The sequence below is a fragment of the Ruegeria conchae genome (assembly GCF_000192475.1).
In the GTDB taxonomy this organism is placed as follows: Bacteria; Pseudomonadota; Alphaproteobacteria; order Rhodobacterales; family Rhodobacteraceae; genus Ruegeria; species Ruegeria conchae.
In genome coordinates this window covers 307,425-333,688 of sequence record NZ_AEYW01000013.1, presented here as the reverse complement: position 1 = coordinate 333,688, position 26,264 = coordinate 307,425, and the positions used below count along the sequence as shown (strand labels likewise).

General features: G+C 56.8%; 27 protein-coding genes. 9 read left to right on the top strand and 18 right to left on the bottom strand.

The genetic code is table 11. From position 1 onward, the window contains the following. Window positions 1-53: 53 nt before the first annotated feature. From G7G_RS0113545 to G7G_RS0113510, 8 genes are all read right to left on the bottom strand, one after another. Window positions 54-464 carry a universal stress protein gene (locus tag G7G_RS0113545; protein WP_010441976.1) on the bottom strand — a complete coding sequence of 137 codons (411 nt, stop codon included), beginning with the start codon at window positions 462-464 and terminating at the stop codon, window positions 54-56. Between the two features lie 30 nt (window positions 465-494). Beyond that, on the bottom strand, window positions 495-1,475 hold the full coding sequence (locus G7G_RS0113540; RefSeq protein WP_010441975.1) for an alcohol dehydrogenase catalytic domain-containing protein: 981 nt from the start codon (window positions 1,473-1,475) through the stop codon (window positions 495-497). Next, on the bottom strand, window positions 1,472-2,233 hold the full coding sequence (locus G7G_RS0113535) for an SDR family NAD(P)-dependent oxidoreductase (protein WP_010441974.1): 762 nt from the start codon (window positions 2,231-2,233) through the stop codon (window positions 1,472-1,474). Before G7G_RS0113535 ends, G7G_RS0113540 begins: the two co-directional genes overlap by 4 nt. Further along, window positions 2,226-3,533: a histidinol dehydrogenase gene (gene hisD, locus G7G_RS0113530; protein WP_010441973.1), complete on the bottom strand. Its 1,308-nt coding sequence runs from the start codon at window positions 3,531-3,533 to the stop codon at window positions 2,226-2,228. Before hisD ends, G7G_RS0113535 begins: the two co-directional genes overlap by 8 nt. 12 nt (window positions 3,534-3,545) lie before the next feature. Continuing rightward, window positions 3,546-4,874, bottom strand: a complete 1,329-nt coding sequence (locus tag G7G_RS0113525; protein ID WP_010441972.1) for a TRAP transporter large permease — start codon at window positions 4,872-4,874, stop codon at window positions 3,546-3,548. Window positions 4,875-4,885: 11 nt separating this feature from the next. Further along, entirely contained in the window at window positions 4,886-5,398 is a 513-nt protein-coding gene (locus G7G_RS0113520) for a TRAP transporter small permease (protein WP_010441971.1), read from the bottom strand. A gap of 111 nt (window positions 5,399-5,509) precedes the next feature. Then, window positions 5,510-6,655, bottom strand: a complete 1,146-nt coding sequence (locus G7G_RS0113515; protein ID WP_010441970.1) for a TRAP transporter substrate-binding protein — start codon at window positions 6,653-6,655, stop codon at window positions 5,510-5,512. A gap of 22 nt (window positions 6,656-6,677) precedes the next feature. Continuing rightward, on the bottom strand, window positions 6,678-6,863 hold the full coding sequence (locus G7G_RS0113510) for a hypothetical protein (RefSeq protein WP_010441969.1): 186 nt from the start codon (window positions 6,861-6,863) through the stop codon (window positions 6,678-6,680). A gap of 131 nt (window positions 6,864-6,994) precedes the next feature. Between G7G_RS0113510 and G7G_RS0113505 the strand changes: the two genes are divergently transcribed. After that, entirely contained in the window at window positions 6,995-8,023 is a 1,029-nt protein-coding gene (locus tag G7G_RS0113505; protein ID WP_010441968.1) for a LacI family DNA-binding transcriptional regulator, read from the top strand. A gap of 86 nt (window positions 8,024-8,109) precedes the next feature. On the opposite strand, the gene G7G_RS0113500 is transcribed toward G7G_RS0113505, so the two are convergent. The 6 genes from G7G_RS0113500 to G7G_RS0113470 form a co-directional block, all read right to left on the bottom strand. Beyond that, window positions 8,110-9,549: an ArnT family glycosyltransferase gene (locus tag G7G_RS0113500; RefSeq protein WP_010441967.1), complete on the bottom strand. Its 1,440-nt coding sequence runs from the start codon at window positions 9,547-9,549 to the stop codon at window positions 8,110-8,112. A gap of 148 nt (window positions 9,550-9,697) precedes the next feature. Further along, a complete protein-coding gene (locus G7G_RS0113495; protein ID WP_010441966.1) occupies window positions 9,698-10,222 on the bottom strand; it encodes a DUF2478 domain-containing protein in 525 nt (174 codons plus the stop codon). Window positions 10,223-10,294: 72 nt separating this feature from the next. After that, on the bottom strand, window positions 10,295-10,960 hold the full coding sequence (locus G7G_RS0113490; protein WP_010441965.1) for an NnrU family protein: 666 nt from the start codon (window positions 10,958-10,960) through the stop codon (window positions 10,295-10,297). A gap of 103 nt (window positions 10,961-11,063) precedes the next feature. Next, a complete protein-coding gene (locus G7G_RS0113480; protein ID WP_010441964.1) occupies window positions 11,064-13,127 on the bottom strand; it encodes an ABC transporter permease in 2,064 nt (687 codons plus the stop codon). Continuing rightward, on the bottom strand, window positions 13,124-14,173 hold the full coding sequence (locus G7G_RS0113475; RefSeq protein ID WP_010441963.1) for a quaternary amine ABC transporter ATP-binding protein: 1,050 nt from the start codon (window positions 14,171-14,173) through the stop codon (window positions 13,124-13,126). Before G7G_RS0113475 ends, G7G_RS0113480 begins: the two co-directional genes overlap by 4 nt. A 10-nt stretch (window positions 14,174-14,183) precedes the next feature. Continuing rightward, complete coding sequence (locus tag G7G_RS0113470; protein ID WP_010441962.1) at window positions 14,184-15,134, bottom strand: ABC transporter substrate-binding protein; 951 nt, start codon at window positions 15,132-15,134, stop codon at window positions 14,184-14,186. Between the two features lie 337 nt (window positions 15,135-15,471). Here G7G_RS0113470 and G7G_RS0113460 point away from each other — a divergent pair, with 337 nt between their 5' ends. After that, window positions 15,472-16,134: a DNA-3-methyladenine glycosylase I gene (locus G7G_RS0113460; RefSeq protein ID WP_010441960.1), complete on the top strand. Its 663-nt coding sequence runs from the start codon at window positions 15,472-15,474 to the stop codon at window positions 16,132-16,134. 42 nt (window positions 16,135-16,176) lie between these two features. Further along, a complete protein-coding gene (locus G7G_RS0113455; RefSeq protein ID WP_010441959.1) occupies window positions 16,177-16,863 on the top strand; it encodes a hypothetical protein in 687 nt (228 codons plus the stop codon). A gap of 5 nt (window positions 16,864-16,868) precedes the next feature. Here the strand turns inward: G7G_RS0113455 and G7G_RS0113450 are convergent, their stop codons facing one another. Further along, entirely contained in the window at window positions 16,869-17,276 is a 408-nt protein-coding gene (locus G7G_RS0113450) for a cytochrome c (protein WP_010441958.1), read from the bottom strand. A gap of 97 nt (window positions 17,277-17,373) precedes the next feature. On the opposite strand from G7G_RS0113450, the gene G7G_RS0113445 reads away from it, so the two are divergent. After that, a complete protein-coding gene (locus G7G_RS0113445) occupies window positions 17,374-17,811 on the top strand; it encodes a DMT family transporter (RefSeq protein WP_010441957.1) in 438 nt (145 codons plus the stop codon). Here G7G_RS0113445 and G7G_RS0113440 read toward each other — a convergent pair. Further along, window positions 17,795-18,481, bottom strand: coding sequence for an ABC transporter ATP-binding protein (locus tag G7G_RS0113440; RefSeq protein ID WP_010441956.1), 687 nt, complete (start codon window positions 18,479-18,481; stop codon window positions 17,795-17,797). The genes G7G_RS0113445 and G7G_RS0113440 overlap by 17 nt on opposite strands. Further along, window positions 18,474-19,760, bottom strand: a complete 1,287-nt coding sequence (locus tag G7G_RS0113435; protein WP_010441955.1) for a lipoprotein-releasing ABC transporter permease subunit — start codon at window positions 19,758-19,760, stop codon at window positions 18,474-18,476. The genes G7G_RS0113440 and G7G_RS0113435 overlap by 8 nt, the downstream gene beginning before the upstream one ends. Before the next feature lie 392 nt (window positions 19,761-20,152). On the opposite strand from G7G_RS0113435, the gene G7G_RS0113430 reads away from it, so the two are divergent. Beyond that, window positions 20,153-20,509: a hypothetical protein gene (locus G7G_RS0113430; protein WP_010441954.1), complete on the top strand. Its 357-nt coding sequence runs from the start codon at window positions 20,153-20,155 to the stop codon at window positions 20,507-20,509. 29 nt (window positions 20,510-20,538) lie between these two features. On the opposite strand, the gene proS is transcribed toward G7G_RS0113430, so the two are convergent. Next, on the bottom strand, window positions 20,539-21,897 hold the full coding sequence (gene proS / locus G7G_RS0113425) for a proline--tRNA ligase (RefSeq protein ID WP_010441953.1): 1,359 nt from the start codon (window positions 21,895-21,897) through the stop codon (window positions 20,539-20,541). A 133-nt stretch (window positions 21,898-22,030) separates the two neighbouring features. Between proS and G7G_RS0113420 the strand changes: the two genes are divergently transcribed. The 4 genes from G7G_RS0113420 to G7G_RS0113405 all read left to right on the top strand — a co-directional run bounded on the left by G7G_RS0113420 (window position 22,031) and on the right by G7G_RS0113405 (window position 26,256). After that, window positions 22,031-23,428 carry an FAD-dependent oxidoreductase gene (locus tag G7G_RS0113420; protein ID WP_120981161.1) on the top strand — a complete coding sequence of 466 codons (1,398 nt, stop codon included), beginning with the start codon at window positions 22,031-22,033 and terminating at the stop codon, window positions 23,426-23,428. After that, window positions 23,428-24,402 (top strand): isopenicillin N synthase family dioxygenase, encoded by a 975-nt coding sequence (locus G7G_RS0113415; RefSeq protein ID WP_010441951.1) that lies wholly within the window; start codon window positions 23,428-23,430, stop codon window positions 24,400-24,402. Before G7G_RS0113420 ends, G7G_RS0113415 begins: the two co-directional genes overlap by 1 nt. Window positions 24,403-24,492: 90 nt before the next feature. After that, complete coding sequence (locus G7G_RS0113410) at window positions 24,493-25,566, top strand: AI-2E family transporter (protein ID WP_010441950.1); 1,074 nt, start codon at window positions 24,493-24,495, stop codon at window positions 25,564-25,566. Further along, a complete protein-coding gene (locus G7G_RS0113405) occupies window positions 25,567-26,256 on the top strand; it encodes a P-loop NTPase family protein (protein WP_010441949.1) in 690 nt (229 codons plus the stop codon). Window positions 26,257-26,264 lie beyond the last annotated feature (8 nt).

Genomic DNA, 26,264 nt, shown 5'->3' with positions numbered 1-26,264 from the left:
AGTATCTGTCCTGTTTAGGGCGCATTGCGCGATTTGGCGTGTCAGTTTGAAAGCTAGGATGTGCGACAGACATGAACCGCACAAGGTGCGTGTCGGATCACACGCGCAGCGGTGCTGCCAAGGAAAAAGTCGCTGAGGCCCGGTTTGTGCGAGCCAACAACGATACAATCCACATCATGTTTTTCAGCAAATTCAAGAATGGCGCGATAGGAACGTCCCTTGACCATTTCGGTTGTCACATCACCATGGCCGGCCGTTTTCTCTGCCAACCTCTGCTGGGCTTTATCCCACGCGCTGCGCACGGCCTCCTCATCGAGATACGCGCTGACAGAACTATGTGGCGCCTCATAGACATGCAGCGCGGTGATCTGTCCGCCCGGATTGCATAAGGTTTTGGCGGCGGTGAGGGTTGTGCCGGAAACGCCGTGATCCAGCGCCATGGGGACCAGAACTCTGTCGTACATTTGTGCTCTCCTTATTCTTGGGCAGGTGTCTTATGCCCAGGGATCGAGGATTATCTTGGGCGCAGCCACCGAACCAGAACGCAGGTCCTGAAAGGCAGTAGCACCGTCAGACAAAGGGCGCATCTCGGGCCAATCCAGCGGACCGAGGCAACCATCGAAGATCGCGCGTGCGGTATCTCGGAAATCCTGTGCAGTGTAGGTATAGGTGCCGATGAACGTGATTTCCTGCAGAGTCATGCGGCGGATATCTAAGCCTCCGACATCCTCGCCTAGCCCAACATGTGCAATCACCCCCCCCGGCAATGCAACAGCAGATGCCGTTGCGCGCGTAGCTGCAATTCCGACCGCATCTACAACCAGTGGCACAGTGCCGTGAAACACATCGATGGTTTGCTGGCCGCAACGCTCGGACAGATAAGCCCGACGCTCGGCATTGGGTTCCTGAACAATCACGTCAGTCACACCCATTGCGCGCAAGGCAAGAGCCGCCGCAAGTCCGATGGCCCCTCCACCGATGACCAGAGCGCGACGGTCCATTCCCGGACGCAACGCTTGCAGTGCAAGACGCACAGCATGCCAACTGACTGCCAATGGTTCCGTCAACGCAGCCTTTTCCAAGGGCACGTCATCCGGTACCGGAACCAAATTGCGATCCGGGATGGCCACAAATTGAGCAAACGCGCCTTCGCGCGGGGGCATCGAGATGATCTGGCGGTTGGGACAGAGGTTTTCCCGACCTGACGCGCAAGCAGAGCAAGAACCACAGTTGACCAGAGGATTTATGGTCACACGTTGGCCATCGCGGGGCCCACCGGTAACAACACCGGCCGCTTCATGTCCCAGGATAAGGGGCGCAGGGCGGCGCGCGTCATGCCCCAGATAGGCATGCATGTCGGATCCGCAGATGCCAGAGGCTTGGATGCGGATCAGATGCTCTCCTACCTGAGCGACCGGCATGGGCACATCGTGGAAACCGAGCGTTTCATTACCTTCGTAAACCAGGGCTTTCATTTCGCCGTAAACCCCCCGTCAACCATCAGGATTTGACCCGTGACATAGGCAGATGCCTCAGAACACAGAAACAGCAGCGGCCCGTCGATGTCTTCAAGCCGACCATTGCGGCCAATGCAGGTTTGCGCCGCATTGCCCGCTGCACGATGCTCGTCGCTGAACACAGCTTGTGTGAGCTCGGTTGGAAAGAACCCCGGCCCAATCGCGTTTGCGGAGATCCCGAAGCCAGACCAAGCCTCTGCCATCGCACGGGTCAGCTGACCGACCCCACCCTTGCTTGCCCCATAGGCGATGCCACCGGGGAAAGCGCGGAAGGATTGCAGCGAGGCGAAGTTAACAATTCGTCCCCAACCTCGCTGCCTCATTGCTGGCACCATTGCCTGACTCAGAAAAAACGGAGCAGATAAGTTCAGCGCCAGAGTTCTATCCCATTCGGCAACCGTGACCTCATCTGCTGGCTGCCGGGTGTTTATCCCGGCGGCATGTACCAGAATATCCGGGGCGCCGAAGGGTCGCGAAATCTCTGCGACCAATGCCTCTGTCTGACTTTGGTTTGCCACATCCGACTGCACATAGGCAGCGTCCGCACCAATTTCCGCACAGAGGCTCTGCAAAGCTTCTGCCCTGCGTGCCACGGCCACAACCCGCGCCCCCGCCGCCGCAAGCGTAATGGCCGCCTGTCTTCCCAGCCCTGAACTGGCACCGGTGACGCAAACGGTTCGTCCGGTTAGGTCAAACAATGCGCGTGGGTCAGCCATTCGCGGTCAGGTCAAAGGTTTCATCCGGGAAATACTTCGCCAATCTAACGTCAGCAGCACGCGCATGGCCCTCCATGCCCTCAAGTCGCGCAATTCGGGCGGTGGCTTCAGCGACCGGCTTCGAGCCGTCCCGTGTGGATCGCTGCCATGTCACGATCTTCATGTATTTATGAACCGACAAGCCGCCAGTGTAGCTTGCCGCTCGTGAAGTCGGAAGCACGTGGTTGGTGCCCGCCGCTTTGTCACCGTAGGAAACCGTAGTTTCCTCACCCAGAAATAACGAACCGTAGCAAGTCAGCCGATCCAGCCACCAGTCCAGATCATCAGCCTGAACCGTCAAATGCTCGGGCGCATATTCGTCGGAACAGGCTGCCATTTCCTCGCGATCCGCACACAGAATGACCTCGGCATAATCGCGCCAGGCTGCGGCTGCATTCTCACGATTCACCTCTGGCAAGTCGTTGATATAGGCTGGCACCAATCGCATGACCTCTTCCGCTAATGAACGGTTGTCGGTCACCAGCCAGACCGGAGAGTTGTAACCGTGTTCGGCCTGACTCACCAAGTCGGTGGCCACAATATGTGCGTCCGCCGTGGAATCGGCGAGGATCAGGCTGTCGGTCGGTCCGGCGATCATATCGATACCGACGCGACCAAACAGTATCCGTTTGGCTTCGGCAACAAACTGGTTGCCAGGGCCAACAAGAATATTTGCCTTTGGCAGCCCGAATAGGCCAAAGGTCATTGCCGCAACCCCCTGAACGCCCCCCATCGCCATGATTTTATCTGCACCGCAAATGTGCGCCGCATAGATGATAGCAGGCGCAACCCCTACCCCAGGGTGCGGTGGTGAGCAGGCCGTAATGTGCTTGCAACCCGCCACCTTGGCCGTTGTCACGGTCATGATGGCGCTGGCGATATGACTATAACGGCCGCCCGGCACATAGCAGCCGGCAGCATCCACCGGGATCGCCTTTTGACCCGTAATAAAACCCGGTGATATTTCGATCTGCACATCATGCACTGTGCTTTTCTGCAGCTCGGCGAACCGGCGCACATTATTGTGCGAAAAGCGGATATCAGCCTTGAGCTTTTCCGGCACAAGCGCGCAAGCCGCCTCGATCTCTTCCGGGGTCAAAAGTACATTGCCCTCGTAATTGTCGAACTTTGCGGCATATTCCAGTGCTTTGGCGTCACCCCCACTCTCGATATCGTTCAGGATGTCCTGCACGATTTTGTGGGTCTCAGACGCGTCTGATTTTGGGGTCAGATCTGCCTTTTTCAGATATTCGCGAGTCATTACCGGGTAGTCCTATTTATAGATATCGGGAAGCAGCGTGGTCGAGATCGGTGGGAAATATGCAATCAACAGCACCACAATCAACATTGTCAGCACAAAGGGTATGGCGCGGGCAGCAATCTTGAGTATGGACTCGCCCGTGATGCCCGAGACAACAAAGAGGTTCAATCCCAACGGAGGTGTGATGAATCCCACACCCAGCGCGGTGATCATCATGATGCAGAACTGAATCTCATTCATTCCGATATTGTCGGCCAGTGGCTTCAGGATTGGTGCCAGGATCACAATATTGGGCGTTGTTTCCATGACGCAGCCTGCGGCGATCAGAATACAGATCATCAGCAGGATCAACAGCATCGGATCATCAGTCAAACCAGTCACCGCCGTCACGAACCCCTGAGGGACTCCCATGATTGCCAGCGCTTCGGCCAGCGGGGCCGAGAACGCGATGATTGGCAGGATTACCCCGTTCACTTTGGCAGAACTGACCAGCATCGCAGGAAAGTCGGATAGCTTCAGAGTTCCCAAAATGAAGCCCATCACGATGGTGACGACAACCGCGGTCGCACCGGCCTCTGTCGGGGTCAGGCGGCCAGAGAAAATTCCGTAGAAGATAATCCCGGGCACGATGAAGGCGTACCAACCGGATTTTAGCGAATGACCAAGGTTACCGAGCCATTCGCTCAGTCCCATATTGCCCCCGGTTTCATAGGTATAGATCCGGTTCATGATAATATTGGTAATCAGGATCGAAACCAAAATCGCTAGGCCGGGGATTAACGCCGCAAGAAATAGGGTCGAGGCTGAAATGCCCAACACGAGGCCGATGATGATGTAGGCGATCGAAGGTGGAATCAGGATGCCGGTACAGGCGCCCGCAGCCACCAGCGCACAGGCATAAGGTCGCGGGTAACCGCTTTCGACGAGGCGTGCGATGGTCATCCGCCCCACCGCAGCAGCGCCCGCCGCATCAGAGCCCGAAATCGCGGCAAACATCCCGCAAACCAGCACCGTGGCTGACCCGAAACCTCCGCGCGTCCAACAGGTCAGCGCTTCGGCGACATCAAGGAATTTCTTACTAAGCCCAGTCCTTACAAGAACATCCCCGGTCAGGATGAAAAGGGGGACAGCTGTTAAGGCAAAGGCGTCTATTCCGGTGAACAGGCTTTCACCAACCGCGCTCAGCGGCAGATCCCCTGACATGACCAACATGACAATCGCGGCGGTGCCGATCGCCGCCCATACCGGTACGGCCAATGCGATCAGGCCAACGAACAGAATGACGGGCAGATAAAAATCCCAGCCGAGCTCGACCGTTTGATTGAGGGAATTCCAAAGCATTCGAGTTCTCCTCAGTCAAACAGTTTGTCACCTTCGAAGACGGGTGTGCCGTCTCGAAGAGATTTGAAGTCGCGCATCAAGGATTGAATGAGGCGCCAAATCATCAGCGCAAACCCGGTGGGAACTGCCATCAGAAACCAAACCTTGGACACCCGCAGCCCATCCGTGACCGATCCAAACTTGGCGGAGACATGGACGGCTTCATAGGACCAGTAGAGTGCAATGACAGCCACACCCAGCATCACCAGATCGCCGAATATATACAGAACCGCCTTTGGACGCTGCCCCATATAGTGCATGAGTACGTCGATACGGATATGAGCACGTTCCTTGACCGCTGCCGCCGCGCCGATCCAGGCGAGATAGATGAAAGAATAGCGAACGATTTCCTCGCCCCAGATCGAGGAAAACGAAAATACCTCGCGCCGCAGCACCTCGATCGCCATGGTAACGACAAGCATCACGTAGAACACCAGTAGCAACCAGCGTTCGGCGTCGCGGTTGATCTTTTGCAATAAGCTCATTTCCAGCCCCGATCCCTGGCAGCGCTCAATTTTGCCGGTCCAAAGGGACCGCTACCATCTGGTTGAATGGGAAAAAGCGGGCGAAGGGCGTTTGCCCCTCGCCCTACTAAATTACGCGTCGTGGACGTAGTATTTGCCCTGCGTACCAGCCGCTTCGACCAGTTTCTCGAAATTATCCATCGAGCCTGCCAGTTCCGTCTTGAACGGATCCCATTCCGAACGCTGATATCCGCCGGCATCCTGCCACTCGGCCAATTGGTCATCGGACAGTGAATGGAATTGCACTCCTGCCTTGTTCAATTCCGCCATTGCAAAGGCTCTGGCCGAAGGAACCTTGGACAGATTCTGATGGCTGGTCATCTCAGACCCCCACATGATGCCTTCCTGCACATCGGCTGGCATTGAATTGAACCACTCAAGATTACAGGAATAGACCTGACTGTCAGGCACCGCCTGCGTGAAGGTGACATTGCTGAGGATATCTTTGAAACCAAAGACATACAGCGCACCAACCGATGGGTCGAGCGCATCCGCCACACCCTGCTTGATCGCCGACGGTGTCTCACCCCAGGCTACGGGTGTCGGGTTTGCACCAACCATCCGATAGTATTGCTGCAGCATTTTTGATCCCGGCACGCGGAATTTGACACCGCTCATATCAGACGGTGTCATGATCGCATTCCCGCCCTGCCGCACAGCGACAACACGCGGATCGATGACAACGTAGAACAGGGCCTTGAACCCAGCAGCTTCGACCTTGGGGTGAACTTCTTTGGTCCATGTGTCCGAATGTACCAGGTTTGTGAACCGCTGGTTCGAGCCGCAGAGATACGGCATGTTGATCAGGTCAACGGTTGATGCAAAGGGTGCAAAGTTTGACAGCGAATGCTGGGCCGCCTGAATTGTTCCACCCTGAACCTTCTGGACCAGTGCGCCACCTGCACCCAACTGGCCACCTGGGGCAAGCTTGACATATACCTTGCCGTTGGTGGCGTTCTGGATGTTCTCTTTCAGATCCAATTGCATAATTGGATAGCTGCGCGAAGCGCCCAAAACATAAGCTGTGGCGACAGTCATTACGTGATCGGCCGCTTTTTCGCGTTCTTTTTCTTCTTTGGCGGTCTGCGCCGCCGCCTCTGATGACCACAATACGCCACCCGCACCAGCCACAAGCGCCGCTGTGAACGAGCCGGTTGAGGCCAGTTTCAGAAAATTCCGGCGCTCAGCAGATTTGAGGCCATCCTTGCCATTCGTCATTGTCTTCCTCCCATGAAATCCGTCAGCTGCCGTTTTTGTTTTTATGGTCAGCCTCCTGCTTGAGAATGGCCACCACGAACAAAATCGAGGCGGCAAACAAAACCAGCATTTCCCCGACATCCCCCAGAAACGCACCACCGCCAAAGGCGCCCAAGGCCACATTGGCAAAGAACACGATAAACACAGCGGCAGCAGCCCAGAGGAACATCACGGAATCCCAGTTCGTTATCTCAAATACACTTGTAAGCGCTTACATTGATAATGCAAGCGCTTACATGAATAGATGGCAAATGGGCTTTTTTGTGATAAGACGGGCGTCAGATCAGATGCAGGCACAGTATGGGAAAAACCCGTTCAGCTCCGACACTTAACGACGTCGCAAAGGCGGCGGGCGTATCGACCGCCACAGTCTCGCGATGCCTGAACTCACCGGAAAGAGTGGTCGAATCCACGCGCAAGCGTGTGATGCAAGCAGTCGAATCGCTGGGCTATACGCCGAATTTCGCGGCCCGCGTGATGGCAGCGAATCGCAGCTTTACGATCGGCGCGATAATCCCGACTATGGACAACGCGATCTTCGCCCGCGGGCTGCAGGAATTTCAGGACCAGCTTCGCGAAAGCGGATATACGCTTTTGGTCTCCAGCTCTGCCTATGATCCCGAAGTCGAGCGAGAACAAATTCGCACTCTTGTCGCGCGCGGTGCAGACGGGTTGCTGCTGATTGGATATGCACGAGATGCAGAGATCTACAATTATCTCGAACAGCACCAAATTCCGTCATTGGTTGCCTGGTCTTACGATCCAAGGGTGCAACGCCCTTCGGTCGGTTTCAGCAACACCGCAGCAATGGGAGAACTGGCCCGGAAGGTGATTTTGACCGGTCACCGACAGATCGCAATGATTTCGGGGAAAACGAAAGGCAATGACCGGGCTCAAAGTCGGGTTGAGGGTGTCAGACTTGCCATGACGGAAAACAGCCTCGACCCTGACACCTTAACGCTGATCGAAACCACATACGAAATTGAAAAGGGTGCCGAGGCCCTTCGTAAACTCATGAACCTGAGCCCTAGGCCGACGGTGGTGATTTGCGGCAACGACGTCCTTGCCGCCGGGGCCCTGCGCGAAGCACGTAACCTTGGCATTCAGGTTCCAGAGCAGCTTTCGATAACTGGATTTGATGACATTGAGTTGGCCGAAATTGTAAGCCCGTCCCTGACGACAGTTCACGTCCCTCATCGCGAAATGGGGCGCAAGGCTGCGCAGGAACTTGTAGAAATGGTTGAAGGTAGGTCAGAAGGCCGATCAGTCTGTATAGATACTAGGATGGTCGTTCGTCACTCGTTGGCTGGGCCACCTGATTTGCCCTAGAGATCGTGCCAAAGCGCGTCCGGTATATTCAAGACCATGGGATGACCGTTGAGCGCCCTGATCTTCGATTGAGCTGCAGCCCAACGCTACCGGGTCACAGGTGCGAAAGACAGCGACATCAATTCGCCAGAATCAAATCGATAAGGGGCTTCCAATGTGACAACATCTGCCGGATTGATGTCTTTCGGTGCTTTTCGACCTGCAGCCCAAACACGGAGCGCCGGAGCAGATACGCTCATGCGGCGTTCGCCGTGAATTGATCGATCCGGGGCCAGATAGGCCATGTTGCCAGCCAGCCAGTTATGGGCAACGATCACGATCTCAGGCGGGGTCTGGTCCAGTATCTGAGGGGTAAGCGCAGCAAACGGAGCCGCACGCTTTGCGTTTCCGGCAAGATTATGATGCAGCATGGCCACGACGATCAGCACAGCTAGCCCGCCCGAGATCTGGCAGAAGCGCCGGGTTCCAGCTCGACCAATCTTGGGTAGAAGCCACAGCATAATGGCTGGACCTGCAAATATCAGGATGGGTTGCAGCCAGCGATCCTTAATATTGGTACTGCCACTGATGATCACGATCAACGCCATCAGGACCAAAGCCCAAAACACCGTCCGCAGCATAAAACGCAATAGGTCATCTGCGACACCAGGCGCCCCTTGCCGCCGGTAGATCAACCAGAGAATGCTCATAATCAGGGATAGCAGCGCCACAAAACCCAGTGCCGCCATCGACAGCTCGGCTGCGCCGCGCAAGACCGCCGAATAGGTGCGTCCATCGCTAGACATGTCGAGTTTGCGTGCGCTGTCAAAGGCAAGGGCCGAATGGTTCAGAATCCACACCATCGGAGCAGCAATCAGAGCCGCAGCGATACCGGCCGACAACAACAACCTCACCGATAAGAATGGTTTACGCGTCTCTCGCGTACTGAGCGCCGCCAGAAACATAGCCAGGAGCGCAATAGCGTAATTGTACTTGGACAGCCCACCCGCCGCCATCACCACGCCTAGCAGGACATAGCCTTTGGTCGTGGGATTGCGGATCAAGCCCCAGATCACCGCGAAACTCAGCGCAGAACAGAGATTGGCGAGAACCGTGTGCGTCAGCGCGCGCTGCGCTTCCCAACTGAATTGATAAAGCATCAACAAAGACAGCACCGACACCCCCGCGGCTACAGGAATTTGTCGGGTCCGAATAGTCATATAAAGAGTGACGACAGTCGCCAACAGTAACCCGTTCTTCAGCAGCGACAGCCCAAGTATGCTTGGGCCGGTGATCTGGAAAACGGCCCATTGCAACCATGCATACAGTGGTAGTTGGGGGCCGTAACCCCATTGAAGTTCGCGGGCATCCAGCAAAATCTCGGCCTCGTCCAGACCAAGCGCACCACCCGTTGCGAGCCGGACGACAACTTGCAGCAAGAAGTAACCGCAAAATAACCAAAGCCAAAATCTGTCAGTTCCAGCCAACTGCTGAATCCGCCCAGGATTGGTGGATAGCTGGTAAGGATCCGTCTGGGATTGGCTCATGATACGCCCCGATTCCACCGGTGCGTCCCTATCCTGTCGGACTACCGGATTGCTTCCTCGCCGAAGCTAGACCCGATGCAGTCAGACATGTCCAGTTTTTTCACATTCTCGTGTCGAATGCGGCTTGACGACCGCCCATGATGGGCAGTCAGGCTGTGCGCTGCGTTTCAGACTGGTTCAGACCGTCAAGCCAATCAGTCAGGCAACCGAGGTCCGGTTCGAGCGCTTCGGCCATCCCGCCCGCGAACTCCTGAAACCGTTCTATATTCAGTTTGTTGAGCCCTACCAGGACCGGTATCCCACGTCCCAACGCATCTGCTATGAGAGGGCGAAAGCCGCGCCCGTCGGCCTCATGCTTGCCGAACTTGTTGATAATCAGCAACTGCGGAGCGTTATCCAGAGATTGCGTCACCAATCCAACAGCGCGTTCCAACTCGGCCGGGTCCAGACGACACCCACGCGCATTCTTACCAAGCGATTGCGAGATGCGAATGGTTTCTCCGGTCGGCAACACCTTAAGGTCCATATCGCATTTGTAACCTTCGGCGCATTCGGTGTTGGTTTGCACCACACCCGACAACGCTGTGCCTGCATCGGTCAGCGCCTCGGCAAAAGCGCTGAGCAGGCGATCGGTGGCACCGCGATCGGTGGTTGTGACATAGGCGAGATGCATTGTGAGACCTCAAGACTTCGAATGGTGACAGATCAGATAGCACGGGCCGGGCAGTTCGACCACTCCCGCGTGTCAGGGCATCGGCGAGAGCCCGATCACAGCTTCGTGCAGATGGAAGATAACTGCGTAGGCAGCGAAAGCGGCAAGCCAAACCCAAAAGCGTGGCCATGGACGAGGCACACGCAAGGAGATACGCGCGGTATTTCGAGACAGGCGACGCCAATCCGACCCCATGTAACGGGCTGTGCGGCGGTCGATCAGAACCATTCCCATCGCAGCGAAGCCCGCGAATAATCCGAACAGGATGACATGTGACAGACTGCCATTTGCCAGCAGGTGGGCAACGGCCCAAAGCATCAGCGCCACTAAGATCGGATGGCGCGTAGTGCGCAGGATGCCGGGGGATTCTGGATCAAAGGAACGATGCCCTAATCCTCCAAAAGAAAATGGGTTCTGGATCGAGAGGCCCGCAATGGCCAGCCAACAGACTATCGGCATAACGAGCATTGGCACCCAGCGGAAAATGGTGAGCGGCGGAATGACTTCAACATAAGGTGCATTGGCGGCAGCAACGATTAGCCAGCCTAACACCACAAGCGAGATCAGGGAGTAGGCAGCGAAGTACCCCGTGCGCCCTAGTGTGCCAATCAGCCAGCCGCGCACCGCTGGCCGCGCCGGGATCATGTGGCTGAGCAGAAAGGTGGCAAGTGCTGCGAGGAAAAAGCCCCAACCGGTCATTTTTATCTCCGAACATGTTGCACCCGGATTACGTCGTGATCACGCGTGGGTCTTTGTCCGAAATCAAGTGCGGCATGGGGCGGTTGCCCGCCCCTGCGCTGTTTTAGAGGCCCAGCGCCTTGCGGCGTTCCTCGGCAAAGCCCTGCACCATGCGATCGGCGATCAGGGCCAGAATGGCCATGGCCGCCCCAGCCGAGATGCCAAGCCCCACATCAGCCTGGCCCAGCGCCAGATAGATTGACTGGCCCAAACCGGTCGTGCCGATCAGCGCTGCAATCACCAGCATGGCAAAGGCATAAAGGATGGTCTGGTTCAAACCCAGCAGGATGGTCGGTGCAGCATAAGGCGCGCGTACGTCGCGCATGATCTGCCACTCGGTCGCGCCGCTGGAGATCGCGGCCTCCATCATCTCTTCTGGCGTGTTGACCAAACCGTGCCGCGTGTAGCGGATCATCGGGACAATCGCGTAGGCACAGATCGCAAGGAAAGCCGAGAACTCTCCTATCTGGAACACCATCAGGACCGGGATCAGGAACACGAAAAGCGGGATCGTCTGCAGCATATCGCAGATCGGGCGCACAACGGTCCAGACCGGAGACCAGACCGCACTGGCCAGCCCGATCAGACCGCCAAGCACGGCGCAGAAGAACACTGCAGCGCCGCTGAGATAGAGCGACAACAGTGCGCGTTCCCACAGGCCTGAGACAAGGATGGTGCAGAGCAGACCCACCGACAACGCCGCCAGACGCCAGCCCCCTGCGACCCAGCCCAGTGCGGCAGCCCCGGTCAGTACAAAGGGCCATGGCAGGTTGCCGATGCCGGTTTCCAGCATGCCGATCAGGATCAAAACTACCAGCCCTCCGGTCAGGTGACCGCGCCAAGCCATCAGTAGCGCGATTGCGGCCCCAACGGCGAAGAGACCCCAGCTCATGCTCGGGGTCCACTGGAATCCCCATGTGAAAGGCAGCACCGCCTGATCCAGCCCGATCCGCAGCGGCAGCAGCACATAGAACAATGAGTTGTTCTTGAGCGCATCCAGCCACGGCCCGTTGGCCTGCGTGAACGCGGTCAGGCCACTGTCAATGGCCCCGGCCATCGGGTCCAGCACGGTCAGCTCGGACGGATTGGGAAGCCACGCCCAGAAGGCGGCTGTGAACAGAACGGCAAAGCCCAGCATCGCCCAGACAACACGACTGTCATAGCGTTTGCGTTCGGTCGCCAACGTGCCGCTCATCCGGTCGATGACGACTGCAAAAACGACGATGACCAGACCGGCCATCAAGGATTCGCCGAACTGTGCTTTGCGCATGGTCAGCAGAACCTCCCAACCGATGTCGTTGAAGCCTCCGATGACGGCGGCGATGATCACCATCGACAGGGCCGCCATCAGGCACTGGTTAACACCGACCATGATCTGCGTGGTGGCCGCCGGAATCTCGACCTGAAATAGTTGCTGCAGGCGGGTGCCGCCGGACATGATGGCGGCCTCTTTGATCTCGGACTCTACCCGTTCCAGACCCAGCATCACGTTGCGCGCCATGGGTGGGGCTGCGTAGATTGCCGATGCAATCAGACCGACCACCGGGCCAAAGCCAAAGAGCAGCAAAAGCGGCGTCAGATAAGCAAAAGTCGGTACCGTTTGCATGATGTCGAGCACCGCCTGCACGAATGACTTCACCCGCGGCACCTCATTGGCGAGGATGCCGATCGCGCCGCCCATGATCAGCGCCACGGGCACCGACACGGCGACGAGGGCGAGCGTGTTCATGCTCTCGGCCCAATAGCCCGAGGCCAGAACGAAGCTGAGGCCGATAAAGCCCAGCGCCGCCATGGGCAAACCACCCAGATACCAGCCCAGAGCGGTGACGATACTGATGAGGATCGGCCACGGGGTGTTCCCCAGCACATAGTTGGCAGCATTCATCGGATAGGTCATCAGGTCCGAAAACAGCCGCATGGCCGGTTTAATGCCGTTCAGAAACCAATCCAGAAATGCCCCAACCCATTGAGTTGCGGGCAATTCCCACGCGGCAGGCCATTTGACCAGCCACGGGGCGACGCCTTCCAGCGCAAGGCAGACCGCGCCGACGATCACTGTAATCAGCGCAGCTTGCGCCCCGGCTGTCAGGCGAACCTGTTGCGCGGGAGTGTCCGTCACCGCGGTCATGTCTCATCCACCTGCAAGGCTGCAGCCAAATCAGACGGATGCACGGTGCCGACAATATTGCCGTCTGCATCGCGCACGGGCACGGGTTCATAAAGCTCCATGCAATGCGCAAGTGCTGCATCCAATGTCATTGATGTGGTCAGGCCCGGATCATCTGGCCCACGTTCCCCATCATCGCGCATGACCGAGGCGACCTTGGCGTGTTGGCCTTTGGCAACATCCTTTGAGAACTCGCGCACATAGTCGTCCACCGGGCGCAGCACGATATCCGTAGGTGTGCCGATCTGCACGATCTTGCCATCGCGCATGATGGCGATGCGGTCGGCCAGTTTCAGAGCCTCTTGGATATCATGAGTGATAAAGACGATCGACTTTTTCAACGTCGCCTGAATACGCAGGAACTCATCCTGCAGCTGGCGGCGGATCAATGGGTCGAGGGCCGAGAACGGCTCGTCCAGAAACCAGATGTCCGGATTTACGGCAAGACTGCGCGCGATCCCCACACGCTGGCGTTGGCCGCCTGAAAGCTGCCGGGGGAAACTGTCTTCGCGCCCCTCCAGACCGACCAGAGAGATCACTTCCTGCGCGCGGGCCAAACGTTCTTTTTTGCTCACGCCCTGAACACGCAGCGGGTATGCTACGTTTTCAGCCACAGTCATATGTGGAAACAGGCCGAAATGCTGAAACACCATGCCTAGCTTTTTGCGCCGAAGATCGGTCAGCACCTTTTTGGATGCACCGATAACGTTCTCGCCATCCACGCGGATTTCCCCGCCCGTACCAGGCAACAGTTGCGATATACAGCGGATCAGCGTCGATTTGCCCGAACCCGAAAGCCCCATGATGACGAATAGCTCACCTTCGCGAACTTCGAAATTGGCGTCTTGAACAGCGGGAATAAACCCGTGTTCCCTAAGATCAGTTGCGGCTTTGTCGGCGTCATTCCCTGACCGAGACAGCGCGTCGGTCAGAGCTTTCTCAGCGCCGGGGCCAAACACCTGCCAGAGATTCTGGCAGGCGATGGCTGGCGTATTGGCGTCAGTCACTAAAGCGGGCTCACTTGGTTGCCGCGTCAACCACAGGACGCCACTTGCCTTCGTTCTCGGCCATCCATGCAGCGACCACCTCTTCGACTGCACCGCCATCTACGTCGATCGCACCCATCATTGGCTGCTGGTCTTCGACCGCCAGTTGATAGTTAGTCAGGATTTCATAGGCTGCAGGCCACTTCTCTTCCATGCCGCTCCAACCGGCCTTGAAGATACGGGACGGTGAGAAGTCGCAATCGTTCACCGCATTTGGGTTCGGGCCCCAGGACGGATCGTTAAAGCACGCCTCTTCGCCCGCAGGCAGTTCAACAAACTGCACATCATAGGCCGACATCGCCCAGTGCGGCTGCCAGAAAGTGATCAGCAGCGGCGACTTGCGCTCGGTCGAGGCGCGCAATTCCGCGATCAGAGCACCTTCGGAACCAGCAGGAACCGCTTTGAACGGCAGTTCAAGACCGGTCATGCGGTCCGCGCCAGGTGTGCCCCAATCCGCAGGATAGTCGACAAGGCGACCACCAGGCAGTGTTTCGGCAGTGGCGAAGACCTGCGCGCAGTCTTTCAACGCCTCCCACGCAGGCAGGCCCGGGCAAAGCTCGGCAACGTGCGCGGGATAGGCAATACCTTCTTTCGCATCGAGGCCCAGATCTCCGATTTCGACCACCGTGCCTTCATCGATCTTCTTGGCATACTCGTCTGACACGTTAGAGGACCAGATTTCCAGCGTCGCATCGATGTCGCCATCAGCCAGTGCCTGGAACTGGTTCATCATACCGGCGGTCACATATTCCACGTTATAACCTGCAGCCTTCAGCATCTCGCCTGCAACATGGGTGGTAACGTGCTGACCAGTCCATTCATTGATTGCCAGCTTGATCGGTTCGTCCACGGCGCCCATGTCTGCCGCATGGGCTGAACTGGCGACCAAGATAGCTAACACGCTTACGCTAAGCTTTTTCATTGTTTTGACTCCCTGTCTTTTTCATTTGCCGTTTTTGAGCTTTTAACAGCCCATCCAGTATTTCCTCGTTCACGGTGCGATCGAAACATGCACAATTCTGGTCGAAATTGAACAGGCAGTTGTTGTTTTTAACCAGATCATCCGCCCCCGCCAATTCTAACTATCGCTCCGGCCCCCTTCCGACCGGTGTTCCCCATACGCAGCACCCTTCATACCACAAAGTGAAAGAACTTGATTGACTAGTCAATAAAAACATCCCGGTTTTTCGGATTGCGTACTGGTTTTTACTTGCCAAACGAACAGGATGTATCAGCATTTGCGCAACGGAGGGCCTAAGATGCGTCACTTTGATGAAATCTATGAGCTGGCAGCAGACCGCCATAGTGGACCCGAAGCGCTGGAAAACAAGCTAACCAAACCAACCCCCCTAAATGAACTGGCGGAGATGGCTGATGACCGTTGGTTATCGATAATCACGAAAACGATTTTTAAGGCCGGGTTTAACTGGAAAGTGATCGAGGCAAAGTGGGACGGGTTTGAAACAGCCTTTGACGGCTTCGACCTCGGTCGTTGTGCATTCATGGATGATGAAAAGTTCGACGCCCTGCTCCAAGATACTCGCATCGTACGAAACGGCGCTAAAATCGCTGCCGTTCGGGACAATGCGGCCTTTCTTCTGGAACTCCGCTCCGAGGGTGGCGTTGGTCAAACTTTGGGCGGTTGGCCGTCACAGGAATACGTCGGATTGCTGCAAATGCTGGCCAATCGCGGATCGCGACTCGGCGGTGCATCAGCCCAATACGCCATGCGATTTGCTGGCCGGGATAGTTTTATTCTGTCACGCGACGTGACGGCTCGTTTGGTTGCCGAGGGCATCATCGACAAACCCGCGACTTCCCAAAAAGCCATGGCTGCGGTGCAAACCGCTTTCAACACTTGGATGGAACAATCCGGGCGTTCGCTTACAGAAATAAGCCGGGTTTTGGCGATGAGCCTTTGAAAACGGCTTGCAGAGCCAAGCTTCCACATTAGGCTTGTTGATATGCTCCGCACCCTGATGATTTCAGCTCTGTTTCTGTTTGCTTCCTGTGGCCGCCCCCTGACCGATCAGGAGCGCTCCTTCGCTGGCAAAATTCATGGCGAAACGCTGAACCTTGACCGCGTGCGCTTGGTCGAGGGCGCACCGGTTGCCGCAGTAACTTTTACCCGGAAAGCCCGCCCTCGGGTCGCTTGTCGAGAGCGTATATTACCACCCATCAAAGAGGAAACCGTGACAGGAAAACCGGCGGGTGTCGCCCTGTTTAATCACGTGTACTTTACGAAAGACTGGTATCTGGACGACTACATGAGCCAATACCCTGAACAGATGAACCTGATCGCGGCTATGCTGCTGGCGCATGAACTGACCCATGTCTGGCAATGGCAGAATCGCAAGACGACTGGCTATCACCCGCTGCGCGCAGCGGCTGAGCACGGGCGCCAGAATGATCCGTATCTGTTCGATCTGGATACCTCGCCTGATTTTCTTGCCTATGGGTTTGAACAACAAGGCGCGATTGTCGAAGAATATGTCTGCTGCCGCGCACTCGACCCCGAAGCACCCCGAACCAAACGCCTGCACGATATGTTAAGCGTAAATTTCGATGTCTCAAAACTCCCCGGAAATAAGCGCGAAAGCGCTGTGTTGCTGCCTTGGTCGGGCGTGAAAGTGCAAGGTATCTGCCGTTGAGCCTTCTAGCCCTCCTGTAGAGTTTTCAGGAATGCCACCAGATCCACAATCGGCTTGCTGGTCAGAATCGGCTGCCCCTCGGGCGTCTTGATTGCGGTGTCATTCCCTTCGAAATAAGGCCCATATACCGGCATCGGGCTTCCATGGCTGACCAACGGATCGCGTCCATCAATCCGGGCGACCACGCGCGCGGTCGGAAATTCTCCATCAACATCCAGCAGCGCTTTCAGGTTCGTTGGTTGGATCACCAGCACCCCAGCCATCGGGCCATGCCCGGTTGCGTCCAACCCATGACAGGTCGCGCAGTAATGCTGATACAGCTCGGCCCCAGCCTCGGCATCCTGTGCGAAAACGGGCGACGAAATCGCAGTGAGTACCGACAGCGAGACTAAGCCAAGTATTGATCGGACCATCGCTTTTCTCCCTTCTGCCTGACAATTCCAGACTTGCCCGACGGCCACACTGGCGCAATGATCCAGATCAACGAAACGAGCGCAGGGATACAGGGTCATGACACAATACGCAGCAATAATGCTGGCCGCCGGGATCGGCGTTCCCATCCTTGCCGCCCTAAATGCAGCCTTGGGCCGACTGATCGGATCGCCGACCGCTGCGGCCGTGATTCTGTTCGCGATTGCCTTTGTGTCCTCGGCTCTGGCGCTTTTGATCCTCGGAGGAAGTGAGGCTTTTGCCAAAATTGCACAAGCCCCGCGTCACTTACTGTTGGGCGGCGTGCTGATCGCGTTTTACGTGCTATCAATTACCCACGTGGCCCCACATTTCGGAGTGGGGAATGCCGTGTTTTTCGTACTTCTGGGCCAGTTGATCAGCACAGCTGCGATTGACCATTTTGGCCTGTTCGGTGCTCAGGTCACACCGCTGACATTGATGCGGGCGGGAGGTATTGCGGTAATGGCGATCGGTGTCGCAATCACTCAGCTGGCCTGAGCACACCGCCTTCCAGCCGCAACATCCGGTCCATCCGCGCCGCCAGATCGAGGTTGTGCGTGGCGATCAGCGCCGATAGCCCTTCGTCCCGCACCAGCGCCATAAGGGCTGCAAAGACCTGATCCGAGGTTTCGGGGTCCAGATTGCCGGTCGGCTCATCCGCTAGCAGAACACGGGGCTTGTTGGCCAATGCCCTGCAAAAAGCCACGCGCTGTTGTTCTCCGCCCGACAATGCGGCTGGCCGGTGTTCCGCGCGGGCCGAAACGCCAACACGATCGAGCAACTGCATCGCTCGTACCTGCGCCGCTTTTTCGGATGTGCCATTCGCAAGTTGCGGCAGAATGATATTTTCCAGTGCCGTGAATTCGGGAAGCAGGTGGTGAAACTGATAGACGAATCCCACATCACGCCGCCGGATCGCTGTGCGTGTGCGATCCCCTTTGCCCATTGCCCCCTGACCAGCGATTTCAACCTCGCCGGTATCGGGCGTATCCAGAAGACCTGCGATGTGCAGCAAAGTCGACTTCCCTGCGCCTGATGGCGCCACCAGCGCGACCGCCTCCCCGGCACGCAACTCCAGATCGGCACCTCGCAACACCTGAATCTCACCTGGCGTGCCTGGAAGATATGTCTTGCTCAGACCGCTGAGCCTTAACGTCACATCATTCATAGCGCAGCGCCTCAACCGGGTTCAGCCGCGCCGCGCGGCGGGCCGGGAAATAGGTAACAAGGAAGGACAGGCCTAGCGAAAGACCGATGGCTTTCAAGACATCCGACAAGTGCAATTCGGCAGGCAAGGCATAGATACCTCGAATGGAAGGATCCCAGACGCCGCCACCCATGACGTAGTTCACGAACGAGAATATCGGGTCGATATAGATGGCGAAGAGGCAGCCCAGAATGACGCCCATTGCGGTCCCGATGATGCCCGTGAACGCTCCGCAGATGAAGAACACCCTAAGCACTGACCCTTCGCTAAGGCCAATGGTGCGCAAGATACCGATGTCGCGACCCTTGTTCTTCACCAGCATGATCAAACCCGAAACGATATTCATCGCCGCGATCAACACGAGGATCGAAAGGATGATGAACATAACGTTGTCTTCGACTTCCAATGCCCGCAAAAAACCGCCTGAAGCATCCTGCCAAGTCCATATCTGACTACGCTCTCCAGCTGCCTCGATAATCGGGACCAGGATCGGGGTCAGCTCTTCGGGGCGATCGACCATCACCTCGATCTCATCCGCCACTCCTTCACGGTTGAAGAAGCTCTGCGCCTCGGTGAAGGGCATGTAGACTCGGGTACGATCGATGTCAAAACGCCCGGCCGAAAAGACATAGACCACTTCATAAGCATTCACGCGCGGCGACGTACCAAAGGCGGTTTTCACACCATTGGGCGAAGTCAGCTTCACCCGATCTCCAACAGTCGCCCCGATCGCACGCGCCACGCCAGAGCCGATGGCGATGCCATCCGGGAACCTGGACAGATCGCCGTAGGCTTCTTCGCTCTCTGCAATACCCGACAGATCAGCAAGATCGTCAGGACGCATGCCAAAGACCTGCACACCAGAGCTGCGGTCGGCATTGGTGATCAACACCTGCCCTTTAACCAGCGGGGCGGCGCGCTCAACCCCGGGCACCTGCGCGATCCGCTCGGCCATACCATCGAAATCGCTGATGGTGCGATCCAGCCGCCCCTGTGCATCAATCTCTCCGGCGGAATAAACGGTGACATGGGCGTTGGCCCCCAGAATGGTGCCCACGAATTCGGAGCGAAAACCAGACCTGACCGCCAACGTGGCGATCAATGCGAACACGGCTAGCGTGATCCCGATCAGCGAGATCCAAGTCATCACACTGACGCCGCCATCCGCACGGCGGGCACGCAGATAACGCCAGGCAATCTTCCATTCAAAAAGAGCGAAGGGCGGTGGTGTTTTGGCCATTCCTGCCTCGGGTTCAGATTTTTCGCGACCCTCTCGACATTTGGTCAGATGGTCAAGCCGGTTATCGCGCGGATGTCCAATTGGCGCTTCTGCAGCCGACGCGGGCATGAAAAGAACAGTCTGAAACGAATCATTTCACCCTTAGGGCAGTGCTTCACCGTTAAAGCGAGAATCACCTCCCATTTCAATACACCAAAGGTTGTGAACCTCTTCACAGACAAAGGCTTATTGTTTCAGGTATGAAGTCAATGTGAGATATCCGCACCTGACTGAGTCACAATCGCAACATTTGGGCGCGAAATATTGTTTCACAAATTGATAAGTGTGGGAAATTTTGTCACCCTTTTTGTGCGGGGGACACATTTTAAGAGTTTAGGGGCGGAGGTACGCTCATGGGTATTCAAGAACATATGGAAGGCACGGGCCCAATATTAGCCCGTTCGGCAGCAACAGAAATGGATTGTGAAAGCGCCGCATTGTTGCGCGCAGCAATCAGGCCAATTTTTATAAGTGCCGCTAGCTGGGCCGGTTTGACTGACATTTTACGAGATAAAGGCTATCGCCTTGCTTTCCGGCAGGGGCGGCTGTGCATCTCAGATCGCGCCACAGACGAACGTATCTGCGGATTGCGGTTTCTTGGCTTTGAACTCGCCGAGCTCGTGCGCCGCTTTGGTCGCCCAATCGTGGTCGCTCGAGGCAGTGAAGCGGACGGCGATATCCTGACCGCCCGCCCGACATCAGCAAACTGAGCTAAATCTCAGAAAGTACATCGCCTTGTTCAGGCGATACCCTCGTAGATTTCTGCGATCTTGGTGACAGCGGCCTCGGGGCTCAACTCTTCACTTTCACCAGTTCGGCGACAAGTCAGTTCGACAACACCGTTTTTCAGACCGCGCGGACCGACAGTGATGCGCCAAGGCAGACCAATCAGGTCCATGGTGGCAAATTTGCCCCCTGCCCGTTCTTTCCGATCATCATACAGCGGCTCAAGCCCCAGCGCGGTCAACGCGCTGTAGAGTTTATCGCACGCCGCGTCCGCCTCTTCATCGCCTTGCTTCAGATTCACGATACCGCAATGGAACGGAGTTACGCCTTCGGGCCAGATGATGCCCTTGTCGTCATGGCTGGCTTCGATGATCGCACCGATCAGTCGGCTGACGCCGATGCCGTGGCTGCCCATGTGAACCGGAACCGGCTTGCCATCGGGGCCTTGAACGGTTGCGCCCATCGCCTCGGAATATTTGGTGCCGAAGTAGAAGATCTGGCCAACCTCGATCCCGCGCGCCACGCGGCGACGCTCTTCGGGCACTTGAGACTCAAATATCTTGGGGTCATGGGTCTCGTCAGTGCGAGCATATGTAGAAGTGAAGAAATTGGCGATTGCCTGCATATCTTCGTGGCTGTCATAATTAAGACTGTCGAGCCCATTTCCCACATTTGCAAGAGACAGGTTGACCACATCGCTGTCATAGAACACTTCAGACTCACCGGTATCAGCCAGCACGAGGAATTCGTGTGTATTGTCGCCGCCAATGGGACCAGAATCAGCGCGCATCGGTATGGCTTGCAGGCCCATGCGTTCATAGGTGCGCAGATAGCTGACCAGATGGCGGTTGTAGGCATGCAACGCGTCTTCTTTGGTCAGATCGAAGTTATAGCCGTCCTTCATATAGAACTCGCGCCCCCGCATCACGCCAAATCGCGGGCGGATTTCGTCGCGGAACTTCCACTGGATCTGATAGAGCGTCAGCGGCAGGTCCTTGTAGCTGCTGACGTGGCCGCGGAAGATATCAGTTACCAATTCCTCGGCGGTCGGCGTGTACAGCATATCGCGACCGTGGCGGTCCTGCATGCGCAGCATCTCTTGACCGTAGTCATCATAACGTCCGGATTCGCGCCACAGGTCAGCTGATTGCAGAATCGGCATCTGGATCGCGATATGTCCTGCCCGCGTCTGCTCTTCGTGCACGATGTTTTCCAGCTTGCGCAGAACTTTAAAGCCCAACGGCAACCAGGAATAAATCCCGGCAGCAGCCTGTTTGATCATCCCGGCCCGCAACATCAGCCGGTGGCTGACGATCTGAGCCTCCGAGGGGGTTTCCTTGAGAACGGGCAGAAAGTAACGGCTGAGGCGCATAACGTAACCTTACGGGTGAGAATTTCGCTGCAAGGTGATTATGCCAAAGCCCCGCCGGGGGCAATCACGCAATGGCGTTTTTACGACCCCGCCGCTGTCGGTTTTTCGATTGACCGCAACGCCGGGTTTTTCAATGTTGGCGCAAACGTTCAATCGCGAGGCAACAATGCGAACAATCACCGAACCCGCTCGCCAGATCCCTGTTGTTCACCAGACAGATGTTTTGGTTGTGGGCTCTGGCCCTGCGGGATTGTCGGCGGCACTGGCCGCAGCGCGCGCCGGTGCCGAAGTTTCGCTGATGGACAGGTTCGGTTGCATGGGCGGCAATATCACCGCCGTCGGCGTCGAAGGCTTTGCCTGGTATCGCCACGAACAAACCGTCGAGGCCGGAGGCATCGGCCTGGAATTCGAGACCCGCGCCAAGGAAATGGGCGCAGCCGTGCCTGAAAGCCAATCGCTCAGCTATGAACTGGACAGCGAGGGCTTCAAGCTGGTGGCCGACAAGCTGGTCGAAGAGGCTGGCGTTCTTCCGATGCTGCATCGACAATTCGTCGCCCCGATCATGGATGGGGATCGCATCACCGGCGTGATCACCGAATCCAAAGCGGGGCGTGAGGCGATCTTGGCCAAGGTTGTCATCGACGCAACGGGGGATGCAGACGTCGCACATCGTGCGGGCGCCCCGACCCACAAGACACCGCGCGAGGACATGATGGCAGCCTCGGTCATGTTTCATCTGGCCGGCGTTGACAAACGGGCCTTTATGGAAGGTATCAAAGCCGATCCGCAGACCTACAAGGACTGGGGCGGCGGTGGCGAATGGAATATCGAGACCTCTGGCAAAGAGGATGACATGTTCTCGCCCTTCGTCAAGAAACCCTTCCAGCAGGCGATTGATGAAGGCCTGATACCAGCTCACCTGAACACGATTGCAGGCACCTGGGGTGCCATGCACGATACCGGAGAGCTGACCTATATGAACCTGATCCATTTGGATCAGATCGACGGGACCGACCCCGACAGCCTGACATTTGGTGAGATCGAAGGCCGCCGTCAGGCGATGCTCGCCATTGATGCCCTCCGCCGATTCATGCCGGGCTGCGAAAACGCACGTTTGCGCAATTTCGGCATGACCATCGGTATTCGGGATACGCGCAAGATCGATGCAGTCTACAACATGACCGAAACAGATGCCCGCCATCAGGGCCGGTTCGAGGATTCCATCGGTATTTACCCTGAATTCATTGATGGTTACGGCATACTGATCTTGCCGACCACCGGACGGTATATGCAGATCCCGTATCGCTCAATGCTGCCCAAAGGGATCAAGGGTTTGTTGGTTGCGGGTCGATCTCATGGTGCGGATCGGGTCGCACACGCCGCGACGCGCAACATGTCCTGCTGCGCGGTGATGGGTCAGGGCGCAGGGATCGCGGCGGCCTTATCGCTGAAAAGCAATCAGGAACTCGACAGCATGAACCTTGCGCCTGTGCATCAGGAATTGGAACGGCAAGGCGTGAGAATTACCTAATGGAGCGTATTCCAACTATTGATATCAGCCCGCTGACCAATCCCGCCGGACCACAGTATCGGTCAACGGTCGAGCAGATCATGGATGCCTGCACCAGTATCGGGTTTCTGTCGATCACCGGGACAGGCATTGCGCCTGAGAACATCGATCAGGTGCGCGACACTGTAAAAGCGATCTTTGATATCGACGAGGCCCGAAAATGGGATCAGGCCATCACCCGCGAAAACTATCGCGGGTACATACCGATGGGGTTCTTCACGCCCAATGACGGCTCGGGCGCGGCGGATAAGTACGAAGGGTACAAGCTACATTTCGAAGCAGCCGAAGATGCCCCGATCCGGGCTGAATGCGCACTTTACGGCCCGAATATCTGGCCCCGAGAGGTGCCGCAGGCGCGTACGGTCATACTGGATTATTGGCAACAGCTTGATGGCGTAGCCGATCTTCTGCTGGGCGCCCTAGAGGTTGGCTTAGAGATCCCACCCAACACTCTGCGCGACGCCTTCCGCGACCCGATGACCAACATGACCCTGCTGCACTACCCGCCTCAGGCCCCGGAAGAGCGTGGCTATGGAATTCATCCACATAAAGACACCGACGCGCTGACAATAATTGCACCCGATCCGGTCGGCGGGCTTGAGGTACAGACCCGCACCGGAGGCTGGATCACACCGGACTGCCCTCCAGGCGGCTTCGTGGTCAATATCGGCGACATGCTGGAACTATGGTCAGGCGGGCGATTGAAATCGACCCCGCATCGCGTAGTCAATCGATCCGGGCATGAACGCTATTCCTTTCCGTATTTCGCCGTTCCGCGCCACGATGTGGTGGTCGCGCCGCTGCTGCCTGTCCTGACTGGCTTTGATCGCCCCGAGGTGCATTGCGGCCACTGGTCAGCAGAAATTTGGCGCACCAATTGGCCTGATGAAATGGCTACAGGAGATACTCCGGAACTGGGTACACTGACAGATTGAGGTGCAAAAATCGCGCTCCATGAACCGCTTGCATCGCGGGGCGTCATAGGCCAAGAACACGGCAATGCTGTGCAAACGAGGAATTGCGCCATGGCCTTGCCAGTGAAGGATCAGCTTAGATACTGGGGCATTGCCACTGTTGTTTTCGTGCTGCTTTTGTACCTGTTGGGTGATGTCTTGCTACCCTTCGTGATCGGTGGTGCGATTGCCTATTTCCTTGATCCTGTTGCGGACCGCCTGGAAAAACTGGGTCTATCGCGAATGGCGGCGACCGCGATCATAACCGTGGTTGGAGTGCTGGGCTTTGTATTGATGATCTTGATGGTCGTTCCGGCCCTGATCACTCAGCTACTGGATCTGATCGACACTTTACCTAGCCTTTTCAAGCAATTACGCGCATTTATTGAACAACAATTCCCCGCTCTTCTGGACCGGGAATCGAACACGCACCAGATGTTGGTGTCTTTTGGTGATACGCTGAAGTCCAAAACCGGAGATGTTTTGCAGACGGTTCTGGCCTCGCTGGGATCGGCCATAAACGTTGTCGTTTTACTGGTCATCGTACCGGTTGTTGCAGTCTATCTGCTGATGGACTGGGACCGTATGATTGCCCGGATCGGAGAGCTGCTACCCCGCGATCACGCCCCTACGATCAAGCGGCTGGCTGGCGAGATTGATGCTGTTCTGGCCTCATTCGTGCGCGGAATGGGCACAGTCTGTCTGATCCTTGGTACATATTATGCAGTTGCGCTGATGCTGGTTGGTTTGCAATTCGGCCTGATCGTTGGCTTCATCGCCGGGCTGGTCACATTCATTCCTTATCTCGGTGCCTTGATCGGAGGCTCTCTGGCCATTGGTCTCGCTCTGTTTCAGTTTTGGGGGGACTGGGCGCATATCGGTCTGGTCGCGGGCATATTTGCCATCGGACAGGTGACCGAGGGCAACTTCCTGACCCCTAAGTTGGTAGGCAGCTCAGTCGGTTTGCACCCCGTCTGGCTGCTACTGGCCTTGTCAGTGTTCGGCGCACTATTTGGTTTTGTCGGAATGCTGGTCGCAGTTCCAGTTGCTGCAGCCTTGGGTGTATTGGCCCGTTTCGCGACTGAGCAATATCTGAACAGCCGTCTTTATACCGGGCTTGACGGGCTCGAACAGGACGACGAGTAAATGGCCACACAACTCAGCTTTGATCTGCCGTCCAAGACCGCCTTGGGCCGCGAAGATTTCTTTGTCTCGCCCGCCAATGCGCTGGCCGTCGCGATGATCTCTGCGACCTCATGGCCAGGAAACAAGCTGGTGCTAAGCGGCCCGGCAGGATCAGGGAAAACCCACTTGGCCCATGTTTGGGCGGCGGAAACAGGCGGCCGCATCGTGCAGGCCATTGATTTGCGATACGAAGAGGTTCCCAACCTCGCGCGTACCTCGGTCGCAATCGAGGATGTTCCCCTAATTGCAGGTGATCCTGAACAGCAAAAAACACTATTTCACCTGCATAATCTGGTGCTGGCCGAAGGGAACGCCTTACTTATGACCGGACGCTCCGCGCCAAAGCTATGGCGCCTGCCGTTGGCCGATCTGCAAAGTCGCGTGGAAGGAGCGCACCATGTGGCCTTGGAAGCGCCGGATGACGCTCTGTTAGGTGCAGTGCTCGCAAAGCTCTTCACTGACCGTCAGCTAAGCCCCGGCCCGGATGTCATCGCCTATCTGGTCAAACACATGGATCGCAGCTTTGAAGCTGCAGCGAAAGTGGTTGACGAATTGGATCGCATTGCACTCGATGAAAAGCGCGATATCACCCGTGCGCTGGCGGTGCGTCTATTGAACACAGAACTCGAACAATCTGATGCCCACGATTGACCCAACCC